A 12,449-nucleotide genomic window follows, 5' to 3' on the forward strand; every position below is an offset into this window, starting at 1 on the left:
GGGCGGCCACCCGCCCGGCAAGCATCAATATCCTACATTTTTCTTATCCAAGAAGGTGCCGGCAGGCGGATGAGGGGGCTACAACTGCAGGGCATCGGCGAAGTTTCCAGCCCTCAAACAGCAACCTTCTCCGCATTCTCCCGCAGCAGCCTTTCCACCAACTCCACCGTCAGTTCATCATAGTGCGTGATGATCACGTTCGGGTTCAAAGTCGAGACCGGCACATCCGAGTAGCCGAAGGGCACGGCAATCGACGGCACGGCGGCGTTTCTGGCCACGGCGATATCGTTGATGCTGTCGCCGATCATCACGGTGCGGGCAATATTGCCGCCGGCGCGCTCGATGGTGCCGGTGAGGTGACGGGCGTCGGGCTTGCGGTATTGGAAGGTGTCGCCGCCGATGACTGCTTTGAAATAGTGGGCGAGATCGAGCTTGCCGAGCAGACCGAGCGCGAGGCTCTCCATCTTGTTGGTGCAGACGGCGAGGCGGTAGTCAGCGGATTTCAGGCGGTTCATCGCGGCGACCAAACCGGGATAGGGTTCCGTATGGCCGGGCATATTGCCGGCATAATGGGCGACGAAGCGTTCCACCAGCAGCGGCAGGCCGTCTTCCGCGAGCGAATGGCCGCGCAGCCGGCAGGCGCGCTCGATCATCACCCGCGCTCCCTGGCCGACGAGGTGAGTGAGGTCATCATAACTGACCGGTTCGAGGCCGAGGGCTGCGATCGTATGGTTCAGGCTTTCGACGAGATCGGCGTGGGTGTCGAGAAGGGTGCCGTCGAGATCGAAGACGACGAGTGGGGCGGGGGCAGGGGTCAAGGGGTTTGCCTCATTGAGCGATGGGCGTCTTGCGAGCGGCTTCGATGGACGACGCGTCATTCCCAGGAATGATGATATCGGTAGGCGATCGCGGGGAGGAAAGCAACGGCCTGAGGATTAGCGGGAAGCCGCAGGCGTTTGTTTCGGCTTTTCATTTTCCGTGATGATTTTGACTTTCGTTTGCCAGGCGAGCCGTGTAAACAGCACACCCAACGCAATAATTCGGAGCTGGCGGCGCATGGATGCGCGCGAAATGAAGATCAAGGCCGCCGAGGCCGCGCTCGCCCATGTCGAAAGCGGGATGCGACTCGGCATCGGAACTGGGAGTACAGCGGAAGAATTCGTCCGACTGCTGGCGGAGAAGGTCGCAGGCGGCTTCCAGGTCGAAGGTGTTCCGACGTCCGAACGGACGGCGCGGCTCTGTGTCGAGCTCGGTGTGCCACTGAAGTCGCTCGACGAGCTGCCGGCGCTCGATCTGACGGTTGACGGTGCCGATGAGGTCGATCCGGCGCTCAGGCTGATCAAGGGCGGCGGCGGCGCGCTGCTGCGCGAAAAGATCGTCGCCGCCGCTTCGCAGAGGATGATCGTCATTGCCGATGAGAGCAAGCTGGTCGAGACACTCGGCGCCTTCGCGCTGCCGATCGAGATCAATCCGTTCGGTCTCGTCTCGACGCGGATCGCCATTGAAAAGGTCGCCGCTCGGCTCGGGCTTTCCGGCGAGCTCAACCTGCGCCAGTCCGGTGACGGAGAGTTTACCACGGATGGCGGCCATTACATCATCGATGCATCTTTTGGCCGCATTCCTGATGCAGAGGCGCTTTCGAGCGAGCTGAATTCCATACCCGGCGTCGTCGAACACGGGCTCTTTATCAATATGGCGGCACTTGCGATCATCGCCGGTCCTGCGGGTGCGCGCACGCTGCAGGCAAACAGATAACAGGAGCATACACTTATGATGAACATTGCAGGTCTTGGCCGTCTTGCCGCTGCGACCATTGTTCTTTCCGGGCTTGCCTTCGGCTCCGCCGTCAAGGCGCAGGAAGTTTCCGAAGAGCAGCTGAAGGCCGCGCGCGCGGCGATTGACGCGATCGGCGCCACCGCCCAGTTCGACAATATCCTGCCCGGCCTCGCCGAGCGCCTGAAGGCCGGCCTGATCCAGGATTCGCCGAACTATCAGGACATCATCTCATCGACCGTCGACGCGCAGGCGCTGAAGCTGGCGCCGCGCCGCGGTGATCTGGAAAAGGAGGCGGCGCTCACTTATGCCAAGGCCTTCACGGTCGACGAGCTGAAGGCGATTGCGGATTTCTATAATTCCGACGTCGGCAAGAAGCTGCTGCGCGATGGTCCAGTCGCCTCCCGCGAAACGGCCAAGGCTGCCGACATCTGGGCGCAGGGCATTTCGCGAGACCTGGAAAAGCAGAGCAATGCCGAGCTGTCCAAGGTCATCAAGGCGCCACCGCCGGCAACCGAGAGCCCAGTGGCTCCTGCACCCGCTCCGGCGCCAGCCCCGGCTGCCCAGAAGTAAGGGCTGCCTCCGCAGATTTGCAAAAGCCCGGCATCGTCCGGGCTTTTTTGTTATGATGGATACGGCAATAACGGCGAGGTTTTGGTGAGGCTACATGTCCGATCATCACGAGGCGGTGCAAGTGCGGATATCAGGCAGGGTCCAAGGTGTCGGTTTTCGCATGTGGACTCGCGATGAGGCGCTGCGGCTCGGCGTAACGGGTTGGGTGCGCAACGAAGCCGACGGATCTGTCTCCGTCTTGATCGCTGGAGCGGATAATGCGATTTCGATGATGATCGAGCGTTTGAGGCGCGGACCTGCAGGGGCATCGGTCTCAAGCGTCGAGACGGAAGCGGCTCAGCTCGAGAATATGCCGAGGGATTTCCGCATTACCGGCTGAGAGCGTCAAATCCTCGAGAGAGAAAATACGCCACGGGCGATCAGCCCCAATCCTTCGAACTCTTGGCCAGCTGCCATACGCCGGTCTCATCCGGCTCTACGCGCTTGTTGCCGCGGTAGAAGATCGGCAGCCCTGTTTTCTTGTCCATGGCAAAGCGGCTTGGCGTGAATTTTTCGCCCTCGTGGCCCTGGATGGCGAGGTTGAGCGCTTCCTTGAACTTGCCGGCCCTGCACAGGTTGGCGAAGAGAGTTTGATCCATCTTTTGCTCCGGCATCCTTTCAGTCTCGTGCATTGCCTGCCAGCCTCTGCCGACGCGGTCAACCGTAAACGGCGACCGGGGCACCTTCCGATCAAGATTCGGCCATGGAGTACGGGAAGACGCAGCAGCGGGGCTTTTGTTTTTATGATGATCACCCCTATATCAGCAACGTCCTTCCAGCGATTCCCTTCCGGAGCTTCTCATGTCTTCCTATGATTACGACCTCTTCGTCATCGGCGGTGGTTCCGGAGGCGTGCGCGCTGCGCGCGTCGCCGCCTCGCTCGGCAAGAAGGTGGCGATTGCCGAGGAATATCGCTATGGCGGGACATGCGTCATCCGCGGCTGCGTGCCGAAGAAGCTCTTCGTCTATGCTTCGCAATTCCACGAGCACTTCGAGGATGCGGCGGGTTTCGGCTGGACGGTCGGCCGAAGCAGCTTCGACTGGAAGAAGCTGGTGGCCGCCAAGGATGCGGAGATCGCGCGGCTGGAAGGCCTCTACAAGAAAGGGCTCGCCGGCGCCAATGCCGAGATTCTGGAAACGCGCGCTGAACTCGTCGATGCCCATTCGGTGCGGCTCGTGAAAACAGGGCAGACGGTGACGGCTAAGACGATCGTAATCGCCACCGGCGGACGCCCGAACCCGCATGTCGCGCTTCCCGGACACGAGCTTTGCATTTCTTCCAACGACGCATTTCATCTCGAGGAACTGCCGAAATCGATCGTGATCGCAGGCGGCGGTTACATCGCCGTCGAATTCGCCAATATCTTCCATGGCCTCGGCGTGGCGACGACACTGATCTATCGCGGCGCCGAGATCCTGTCCCGCTTCGACGAGGATCTAAGGCGGGGGCTGCACGAGGCGATGGTCGCAAAGGGCATCCGCATCCTCTGTCATGACACGCTGCAGCAGCTTTCGAAGACCGACGATGGGCTGGTGCTGGAGACGCTGAACAGCGGCACGCTGCAGGCCGATGTCGTGATGCTCGCGCTCGGGCGCGATCCGAATACGGAAGGCCTCGGCCTCGAGGCAGCCGGCGTCGCCATCGACGAGCGCGGCGCCATCATAGTCGATGATTATTCCCGTACAAACGTCGAAAATATCTATGCTCTCGGTGATGTCACCAATCGGGTACAGCTGACGCCGGTGGCGATTCACGAGGCGATGTGCTTCATCGAGACCGAGTACAAGAACAATCCGACCCGGCCGGACCATGACCTGATCCCCACCGCCGTCTTCTCACAGCCCGAGATCGGCACCGTCGGCCTGTCGGAAGAGGAGGCGGGCAAGCGTTATGGCGAGCTCGAAGTCTACCGGGCCCAGTTCCGGCCGCTGAAGGCGACGCTTTCGGGCCGGTCCGAGCGGATGATCATGAAGCTGATCGTCGATGCGGCGAGCCGCAAGGTGGTGGGGGCTCATATCCTCGGGCACGATGCCGGTGAGATGGCGCAGCTGCTCGGCGTCACGCTCAAGGCCGGCTGCACCAAGGACGATTTCGACCGGACGATGGCGCTGCACCCGACCGCGGCCGAAGAGCTCGTCACCATGTATGCGCCGAGCTACCGCATCCGTGATGGGCAGCGCCTCTGAGCCCTGTTAACTGGTGATGCGCGGCGCGCGGATGACTTTGAGGAAAAGCGCCTTCATCGCGTCGGCGATGCCGTCGGTCGGCGTGACTTCGAAATAAAGGCCGGGCGAGGCGCAGGCCTGCATTTTCGTCGGTATCTCGCTCTGGAAGGGCTTGATCCAGGTGTTGTACCAGTTGTTGCTGGGCAGCGGCAGGTAAGTCGTATAGAGCACGGCGATCTTGACGCCTCGGTCCTTCAGCGGCTTGCAGAAAGACGTGTCGATCGGCTCCTGGCAGCGACCGCCGGTCGTCTTCTTGGTACATGTCGAGGGCTTGTAGCTGTCGCCGACGCCGTCGGCGACGAAAAACAAGATTTTTTCAGGGCTGATATTCGAGGTTCCGTCGCCCGCGGGGTCGATAATAGTGTTGATCTGCGTCATCGCGCTGTCGAAGCTAGTGAGCTGGTCACTGTTGTAATTCTGGTAAGGAATTGTCATCAGGTCGACCGCGTCGGTATAATTCTTGACTTTTGTCAGGTCGGAGGTGAGGCTGGAAATCGTCGTCAGCTTCGCGTCCTCGGCCTTGGTGCCGAAAGTGTAGACACCCATCCGAAACTGATCGCTGCTGACGCGCTCGGCCTTGGCCGTATCGGTCAGCGCCTGGGTAGCCTGGCGAACCACGTCGATGCGCATGGTGACGCCGAGGCTCTTGGCTATGGTGTAGTTGTTGGTGCTCTGGTCCATCTGGTGACAGGCGAAAGCGCAGCCGGTCTTGGCTTGCAGCTTCGAAACGTCGGTTGCGGTCGCGCCGACGCCCATGGAAGGCGTGTTGTCGAGCAGGATGTAGAAATCCATGAAGGCGGCAGTCTGGTATTCAGCTGTCGCCGTGCCGGAGATGGTGATCGAATCCCGGCCAAAAATGCGCATGAAGGTAGTCGGCACGGTCGCGGTGAAGGAAACCTGCGAGTTCAGCTTATTGGCGGTCTTGGTGACGTCGATGCCGAGATCGATATGAATGTCGGTCAGTTCACCCGACGTCTGCGACATGAAGATGTTGCGGGCGTCGGTGTTGCCAAGCGAGACCGTGCCGTTGCCGTTCATTGTCATTGCGGCGGCGACCGCGCCCGATTTTTCGGCGATCGAACCGACGGCCGCAGCATCGGCGGCGGCGTAGAGCTGCGTTCTCAGGCTCAGTGCGTGGGCCACATCCACCGCCATGCCGGCCGCACCCACGAGCGGCACCATCAGCAATGCCGTCATGATGCCGAAATTGCCCGAGCGGTCCAATATGAAGCCGGGCGGAAGGATCGCCATGACATGTCCCCGAATTGAAACTCCTTCAGCTTCTACATGCAAAGTCTGAAATATGGGGAAATCGACATGGTATATGCTGGTTTAAAGCTTCCGGCGATTGGCCTTTGCAAGCTTGATCTAAAGGTCTATAAGCCGCCGGATATTAAGACAGGGCATCCGAGGAATGGATGTGAGTGAGGTTGGTAAAATGGCAGAGAACTGGACCCCGAGCAGCTGGCGGCAGAAACCGATCCTGCAGGTTCCCGAATATCCCGATGCAGCCGCTTTGGCGGCAACAGAGGCCACTCTCGCCAGCTATCCGCCGCTCGTCTTCGCAGGCGAAGCGCGCCGCCTGAAGAAGCATCTCGCCAATGTCGCTGAGGGCAACGGTTTTCTGCTGCAGGGCGGCGACTGCGCCGAGAGCTTCGCCGAACACGGCGCCGACAACATCCGCGACTTCTTCCGCGCTTTCCTGCAGATGGCCGTCGTGCTGACCTTCGGCGCGCAGCTGCCGGTCGTCAAGGTCGGCCGCATCGCCGGCCAGTTCGCCAAGCCGCGCTCGTCGAATGTCGAGAAGCAGGGCGACGTGACGCTGCCCGCCTATCGCGGCGACATCATCAACGGCATCGAATTCACCGAGGAGTCGCGCATTCCGAACCCGGAACGCCAAGCCATGGCCTATCGCCAGTCGGCCGCGACGCTGAACCTCCTGCGCGCCTTTGCGATGGGCGGTTACGCCAACCTCGAAAACGTGCATCAGTGGATGCTCGGCTTCGTCAAGGACAGCCCGCAGGGCGAGCGCTACCGCAAGCTTGCCGACCGCATCAGCGAAACCATGGATTTCATGAAAGCGATCGGCATCACCTCGGAAAACCACCCGAGCCTGCGCGAGACCGATTTCTTCACCAGCCACGAGGCGCTGCTGCTCGGCTACGAGGAAGCGCTGACCCGCGTCGATTCCACCTCCGGCGACTGGTATGCCACGTCAGGTCACATGATCTGGATCGGCGACCGCACGCGCCAGGCAGATCATGCGCATATTGAATATTGCCGCGGCATCAAGAACCCGATCGGCCTGAAATGCGGCCCGTCGCTGCAGGCCGATGATCTGCTGCAGCTGATCGACATTCTGAATCCCGCTAACGAACCGGGCCGTCTGACGCTGATCTGCCGCTTCGGCCATGAAAAGGTCGCCGAAAACCTGCCGCGTCTCATTCGCGCCGTCGAGCGCGAAGGCCGCAAGGTCGTCTGGTCCTGCGACCCGATGCACGGCAACACGATCACGCTCAACAACTACAAGACCCGTCCCTTCGAGCGAATCCTGTCGGAAGTCGAAAGCTTCTTCCAGATTCACCGCGCCGAAGGCACACATCCAGGCGGTATCCATGTCGAGATGACCGGCAAGGATGTGACGGAATGCACCGGCGGCGCCCGCGCCGTCACAGCCGACGATCTGCAGGACCGCTATCACACCCATTGCGACCCGCGCCTCAATTCCGACCAGGCGCTCGAACTCGCCTTCCTGCTTGCCGAGCGGATGAAGGGCGGCCGCGACGAGAAGCGCATGGTCGTCAACGGCTGAGGATAGCCCGAAACAGATGATGAAAAGCCCGGCTCGACCGGGCTTTTTATTGGCTTCAGATGCTGGCCTGAACGCTGTGCAGGTTGGCGTAGACGCCGCCTTGCGCCATCAGATCATCATGCGTGCCCTGTTCGACAATGCCATCGCCCGTCAGGACCAGGATGCGGTCGGCGTGGCGGACTGTCGACAGGCGGTGGGCGATGACCAGGGTGGTCCTGCCATTCGCCAGACTGAGCAGCGCCTGCTGCACCGCCCGTTCGCTCTCGTTGTCGAGGGCGCTGGTCGCTTCGTCGAAGATCAGGATTTCCGGATCTTTGAGGAAGGCGCGGGCGATGGTGATGCGCTGGCGCTGGCCGCCCGAAAGCTTGACGCCGCGCTGGCCGATATCGGTGTCATAGCCGTTCGGCAGAGCCATGATGAAGTCGTGCGCATTGGCGGCGCGGGCGGCCGCTTCGAGCTCGCCATCGGTCGCGTCCAGCTTGCCGTAACGCAGGTTTTCCGCAACGGTGCCGGCAAAGAGATAGACGTCCTGCTGCACCACCCCGACATGGCGTCGCAGCGAAGCCAGAGTGACGTCGCGGATATCGGTTCCGTCGATACGGATCGCCCCAGCTTCGACATCGTAGAAGCGCGGTATCAGCGCGCAAAGCGTGCTCTTGCCCACTCCAGAAGGGCCGACCAGCGCGACAAACTCTCCGGGGGCGATGGTGAGGGAAAGCCGCTCCAGCACCCTGGGACCATCGGCTTGGTAGCCGAAGGCGACGTCGGAAAAACTGATCTCGCCCCTTGGCGCCGGCATCGGACGTGCGTTCGGCCGATCGGTGATATCCGGATCGATCTCGAGGATTTCCATGGCCCTCGTGAAGCCGGTGTAACCCTCCTGCCAGAGGCGCACGAAATTCGCGAGCCGCTGCACGGGATCGACCAGCACGCCGACGCAGAGCAGGAAGGTTAGCATGTCCGGGACGGTAAGGTCCGCTGTCAGGATGCGTAGGCCTCCTGCGATGATCACCAATATGGTGACGAGCTGGGCAAAGCTTTCGGTGCCTACCGAAAACCAGGCCTCGCTGCGGTAGCCGTCCGCGCGGCTTTGCAGGAAACGCTGGTTTTGTGCGGCGAAGCGCTGCCGTTCCAATGCTTCGTTGGCGAAAGACTGGACGACACGGATGCCGGCAAGCGCATCCTCGACACGCTCGTTGACGGCGGCGACCTGGCGCTTGCTGGCTTCGAGCGCATGGTTCATGCGCCGGTTGAAATAGAGTGCATAGGCCACCGCCACCGGAGTGAGCAGCAGGATGAGGGTTGCCAGCAGCGGGTCGATGAAGAACAAGACCAGCATGGCGCCGCCATATTTCAGGACGGCAATGGAGATATCCTCGGGGCCGTGGTGAAAGAGCTCGCCCAGCCAGAGGGAATCGTTGGTGATGCGGCTCATCAACTGCCCGGTGCGTTGGCCATCGTAGAAGCTGAAGGACAGCTTCTGGTAATGCTCGAAGAGTTCCTGCCGCACCGTCGCCTCGATGCGGGCGCCCATGACATGGCCGCGATAATCGACGAAGAAGATCGCCGCTATCTGGACTGTGAGAACGGCCAGCATCACGCCGCCCATGGCAAGGATCTGAGCGAAGGCGTCGGGGGCGTCCGGCAGAGCGAGAAGCCGGCTCGTCACGATGTTGGCGCAGAGGGGCAACGCCACGGCGGTGGCGGCCACGAGTATGGCACAAAGCACATCCGCCAGCAGCAAAGGCAGATGCGGGCGGTAATAGGAGATGAACTTGCGCATGCGCGACCAGCGCCGCTCGCGGCCGACGGCGTTTGAATCGTTGCGGAAGAAATTCAGGAAAAGGTTATGACGGCGCGAGCTTTTCCTCGCGCGGGAGAACCGAATATTCATGAGGCAGAATGTCCTTGTGGGCGATGTTTCCTTTCTGTTTGGACAGGGTCGCTCTCATGTCAGTCTCCCGGCGGTTGAATAAATTGAGCCATCAGTATCACCGAGATCAGCGTCCGGTTCAACGCGGTGACGAGAGGAGATCGGCGGGTGTGGTCAACGGGCAACATCCGGCGACCGCCGGCCAATCGTGAACGCTTCAAGATTTCTGATTGCTTGTTCAGGGGAATGGATTTGACGACGAGGTTTCGTGGCCGCAAGTTTCTCCAGGAGCCAGGAGAGAGCTATCATGAGCGAACAACATCTAGGCGGCTGTCTTTGCGGCGCCGTGCGATTTTCAATTCGGGCAAAGCCCGGGCCTGTTGTCGGTTGCCACTGTTCGCAATGCCGCCGCCAGACGGGACTTTATTATGCTGCGGTCAACGTGCCGCGCGCGGCGCTTTCGGTGGAAGATCCCGGCGCAGTCCGGTGGTATCGGTCGAGCGGCGAGGCGCAACGCGGCTTCTGCGGCAATTGTGGCTCGGCGCTGTTTTGGCAGGGGGATGAATCACCGGAGGTTTCGGTCCTGGCCGGAGCCTTCGACGAACCGAGCGGCCTTTCCTTCAGCCATCACATTTATTGCACCGACAAGGGTGATTTCTACGAGATAACAGATGGTCTGCCGCAATATGACAGGTATCCACCCCGTTGATTTGAGAGTGCCCCGCCTCAGGTCTTGGTCGCGAGCGCGGCGCTGAGACGAGCGACGTCTTCGCGCAGCGCCGTCAGCTCCGTCAGGACGCGCATATCGATCTTCTGGTGCAAGGAGAGCACTTCGAGTTCGGCCTTGAGATTGACTTCGTAGTCCTTGGCCGCCTCGAAGCGGTCGCGCTCGGCCTGACGATTCTGCGACATCATGATGATCGGCGCCTGGATGGCGGCGAGCATCGAAAGGATCAGGTTCAGGAAGACGAAGGGGTAGGGATCGAAAGCGCCACTCGCCAAAACGATGGTGTTGATCGCCGTCCAGACGACGAGGAAGGCCAAGAAGCCGAGGATGAACGACCATGAGCCGCCGACACGGGCGATGCTGTCGGCGATACGTTCTCCAAAAGAGGCCTCGGCAGAAAAGGCGGCGTTGACGTCGGTCGAGATGATCTTGCGCTCGTGCGCTTTCGCCAGCACGCGCTTTTCCGTGTCGCCGAGTTCGTCGGCCGGTTTGTCGAAATGATGGTGCACGAAGTTCGAAAAGTTATTCATGGCCTGTTTCCAATGACCGTTATCGATGCTGCCGCTTTCGTTCGTCAGTATTCCGCTCCGCCGGTAAATTGCAATGCATCGGTGCCGTAACCCTCCAGCAGGCCTGTTCACAAAAAATTCGTGAGCCGGATGCAACGCTTTGGCCGCGAACGTGTTGCGGTAACGGGAGCCGCAGGCTAAACAAATGACATGACACAGGAAAACGCTCTCTCCGATATCTTCCGCATCGCTATCGGCCAGCTCAATCCGACGGTCGGCGATGTCGCCGGCAATCTCGCCAAGGCGCGCGAAGCCCGCGCCGATGCGGGCCGAGAGGGCGCGCATCTGCTCGTGTTGACCGAGCTTTTCATCTCCGGCTACCCGCCGGAGGACTTGGTGCTGAAGCCGGCCTTCATCCGTGCCTGCTGGAAGGCGGTGGAAAGCCTTGCGGCCGATACCGCCGATGGCGGGCCGGGCGTCATCATCGGTTTTCCCCGGCAGGACCAGACCGGACGCTATAATTCCGTCGCCGTGCTTGACGGCGGAAAGGTCGTCGCGGTGCGCGACAAGGTCGATCTGCCGAATTACGGCGAGTTCGACGAGAAGCGGGTCTTCGTGCAGGGAGCCATGCCGGGGCCGGTGAATTTCCGCGGCGTGCGGCTCGGCATTCCGATCTGCGAAGATATCTGGGGTGATCTCGGCGTTTGCGAGACGCTGGCCGAAAGCGGGGCGGAGATCCTGCTGTCCCCGAACGGGTCTCCCTATTATCGCGGCAAGGTCGATATCCGTCACCAGGTGGTACTGAAGCAGGTGATCGAGACCGGCCTGCCGCTGATCTATGCCGCCCAGCTCGGAGGGCAGGACGAGCTCGTGTTCGACGGGGCGAGCTTCGCCTTCAATGCCGACAAATCGCTCGCCTTCCAGATGAGCCAGTTCGAGACGGCACTTGCTGTGACGACGTGGAAACGTGGGGAAGCCGGCTGGCGCTGCGCCGAAGGACCGATGGCGCGCATTCCCGAGGGCGAGGAGGCCGATTATCGCGCCTGCCTGCTCGGCTTCCGCGACTACGTCAACAAAAATGGTTTCAAAACCGTCGTTCTCGGCCTTTCCGGCGGCATCGATTCGGCGATCTGCACAGCGATCGCGGTCGATGCTCTCGGAGAGGAGCGGGTGCGAACGGTGATGCTGCCCTATCGTTACACCTCGGAAGATTCACTGAAGGATGCAGCCGACTGTGCCAAGGCGCTCGGCTGCCGCTATGACATCGTACCGATCGAGCAGCCAGTAACCGGCTTCAGCAGCGCGCTGTCCAACCTCTTCGAGGGAACGGAGAGCGGAATCACCGAGGAGAATTTGCAGAGCCGCGCGCGCGGCGTCATCCTCATGGCGATCTCCAACAAGTTCGGCTCGATGGTGGTGACGACGGGCAACAAGTCGGAAATGTCGGTCGGCTACGCCACGCTGTATGGCGACATGAACGGCGGCTTCAATCCGATCAAGGACCTCTACAAGATGCAGGTCTATGCGCTGGCGCGCTGGCGCAACGAGAATGTGCCGCCGACTGCGCTCGGGCCGTCGGGCGAGGTGATCCCGCAGAATATCATCGACAAGGCACCCTCGGCCGAGCTTCGCCCGGACCAGAAGGACCAGGATTCGCTGCCGCCCTATCCCGTCCTCGACGATATTCTCGAGTGCCTGGTGGAGAAGGAAATGGCGGTCGAGGAGATCGTCGCGCGCGGCCATGACGTCGCCACCGTCCACCGCGTCGAGCACCTGCTTTATCTTGCCGAATACAAGCGCCGGCAATCGGCGCCGGGCGTGAAGATCACCAAGAAGAATTTCGGGCGCGACCGGCGCTATCCGATCACCAACCGGTTCCGGGATCGCTAGCGCAATCGGGATCGCTAGCGCAATCGG

12 protein-coding genes are annotated in these 12,449 nt (G+C 61.2%); 7 read left to right on the plus strand and 5 right to left on the minus strand.

What is annotated here, in order from left to right; translation table 11 throughout:
* Positions 1-113: 113 nt before the first annotated feature.
* The gene (locus tag CO660_RS13780) at positions 114-818 is read right to left on the minus strand and encodes an HAD family hydrolase (RefSeq protein ID WP_097599178.1); all 705 of its coding nucleotides are present in this window, start codon (positions 816-818) and stop codon (positions 114-116) included.
* A 238-nt stretch (positions 819-1,056) separates the two neighbouring features.
* Between CO660_RS13780 and rpiA the strand changes: the two genes are divergently transcribed.
* The 3 genes from rpiA to CO660_RS13795 all read left to right on the plus strand — a co-directional run bounded on the left by rpiA (position 1,057) and on the right by CO660_RS13795 (position 2,725).
* Entirely contained in the window at positions 1,057-1,755 is a 699-nt protein-coding gene (gene rpiA, locus CO660_RS13785) for a ribose-5-phosphate isomerase RpiA (protein ID WP_097599179.1), read from the plus strand.
* Positions 1,756-1,770: 15 nt separating this feature from the next.
* Entirely contained in the window at positions 1,771-2,346 is a 576-nt protein-coding gene (locus CO660_RS13790; RefSeq protein ID WP_097599180.1) for a DUF2059 domain-containing protein, read from the plus strand.
* Between the two features lie 94 nt (positions 2,347-2,440).
* Positions 2,441-2,725 (plus strand): acylphosphatase, encoded by a 285-nt coding sequence (locus CO660_RS13795; RefSeq protein ID WP_085778384.1) that lies wholly within the window; start codon positions 2,441-2,443, stop codon positions 2,723-2,725.
* Positions 2,726-2,765: 40 nt separating this feature from the next.
* Here CO660_RS13795 and CO660_RS13800 read toward each other — a convergent pair whose 3' ends face one another.
* On the minus strand, positions 2,766-2,999 hold the full coding sequence (locus tag CO660_RS13800) for a hypothetical protein (RefSeq protein ID WP_020921455.1): 234 nt from the start codon (positions 2,997-2,999) through the stop codon (positions 2,766-2,768).
* Positions 3,000-3,186: 187 nt separating this feature from the next.
* Here CO660_RS13800 and gor point away from each other — a divergent pair, with 187 nt between their 5' ends.
* The gene (gene gor / locus CO660_RS13805; protein ID WP_097599181.1) at positions 3,187-4,572 is read left to right on the plus strand and encodes a glutathione-disulfide reductase; all 1,386 of its coding nucleotides are present in this window, start codon (positions 3,187-3,189) and stop codon (positions 4,570-4,572) included.
* Between the two features lie 6 nt (positions 4,573-4,578).
* Here gor and CO660_RS13810 read toward each other — a convergent pair whose 3' ends face one another.
* Complete coding sequence (locus tag CO660_RS13810) at positions 4,579-5,862, minus strand: pilus assembly protein TadG-related protein (protein WP_097599182.1); 1,284 nt, start codon at positions 5,860-5,862, stop codon at positions 4,579-4,581.
* A 187-nt stretch (positions 5,863-6,049) separates the two neighbouring features.
* Here CO660_RS13810 and CO660_RS13815 point away from each other — a divergent pair, with 187 nt between their 5' ends.
* The gene (locus CO660_RS13815) at positions 6,050-7,423 is read left to right on the plus strand and encodes a 3-deoxy-7-phosphoheptulonate synthase class II (protein ID WP_097599183.1); all 1,374 of its coding nucleotides are present in this window, start codon (positions 6,050-6,052) and stop codon (positions 7,421-7,423) included.
* A 55-nt stretch (positions 7,424-7,478) separates the two neighbouring features.
* Here the strand turns inward: CO660_RS13815 and CO660_RS13820 are convergent, their stop codons facing one another.
* On the minus strand, positions 7,479-9,317 hold the full coding sequence (locus CO660_RS13820) for an ABC transporter ATP-binding protein (protein WP_097599184.1): 1,839 nt from the start codon (positions 9,315-9,317) through the stop codon (positions 7,479-7,481).
* A gap of 286 nt (positions 9,318-9,603) precedes the next feature.
* On the opposite strand from CO660_RS13820, the gene CO660_RS13825 reads away from it, so the two are divergent.
* Entirely contained in the window at positions 9,604-10,005 is a 402-nt protein-coding gene (locus CO660_RS13825) for a GFA family protein (RefSeq protein WP_097599185.1), read from the plus strand.
* A 17-nt stretch (positions 10,006-10,022) separates the two neighbouring features.
* Here CO660_RS13825 and CO660_RS13830 read toward each other — a convergent pair whose 3' ends face one another.
* Positions 10,023-10,553, minus strand: a complete 531-nt coding sequence (locus CO660_RS13830) for a DUF1003 domain-containing protein (RefSeq protein ID WP_085778378.1) — start codon at positions 10,551-10,553, stop codon at positions 10,023-10,025.
* Between the two features lie 189 nt (positions 10,554-10,742).
* Between CO660_RS13830 and CO660_RS13835 the strand changes: the two genes are divergently transcribed.
* Positions 10,743-12,422, plus strand: a complete 1,680-nt coding sequence (locus tag CO660_RS13835) for an NAD+ synthase (protein ID WP_097599186.1) — start codon at positions 10,743-10,745, stop codon at positions 12,420-12,422.
* The last annotated feature ends 27 nt before the right edge of the window (positions 12,423-12,449 follow it).

The organism is Rhizobium sp. L9, from assembly GCF_002531885.1.
Classification (GTDB): Bacteria; Pseudomonadota; Alphaproteobacteria; order Rhizobiales; family Rhizobiaceae; genus Rhizobium.

Bases quoted from the DNA above. Each gene is read 5' to 3' on its own strand.
- rpiA (WP_097599179.1), top strand. From the start codon at position 1,057: ATGGATGCGCGCGAAATGAAGATCAAGGCCGCCGAGGCCGCGCTCGCC.
- CO660_RS13790 (WP_097599180.1), top strand. From the start codon at position 1,771: ATGATGAACATTGCAGGTCTTGGCCGTCTTGCCGCTGCGACCATTGTT.
- CO660_RS13795 (WP_085778384.1), top strand. From the start codon at position 2,441: ATGTCCGATCATCACGAGGCGGTGCAAGTGCGGATATCAGGCAGGGTC.
- CO660_RS13800 (WP_020921455.1), bottom strand. From the start codon at position 2,999: ATGCCGGAGCAAAAGATGGATCAAACTCTCTTCGCCAACCTGTGCAGG.
- gor (WP_097599181.1), top strand. From the start codon at position 3,187: ATGTCTTCCTATGATTACGACCTCTTCGTCATCGGCGGTGGTTCCGGA.
- CO660_RS13810 (WP_097599182.1), bottom strand. From the start codon at position 5,862: ATGGCGATCCTTCCGCCCGGCTTCATATTGGACCGCTCGGGCAATTTC.
- CO660_RS13815 (WP_097599183.1), top strand. From the start codon at position 6,050: ATGGCAGAGAACTGGACCCCGAGCAGCTGGCGGCAGAAACCGATCCTG.
- CO660_RS13820 (WP_097599184.1), bottom strand. From the start codon at position 9,317: ATGAATATTCGGTTCTCCCGCGCGAGGAAAAGCTCGCGCCGTCATAAC.
- CO660_RS13825 (WP_097599185.1), top strand. From the start codon at position 9,604: ATGAGCGAACAACATCTAGGCGGCTGTCTTTGCGGCGCCGTGCGATTT.
- CO660_RS13830 (WP_085778378.1), bottom strand. From the start codon at position 10,553: ATGAATAACTTTTCGAACTTCGTGCACCATCATTTCGACAAACCGGCC.
- CO660_RS13835 (WP_097599186.1), top strand. From the start codon at position 10,743: ATGACACAGGAAAACGCTCTCTCCGATATCTTCCGCATCGCTATCGGC.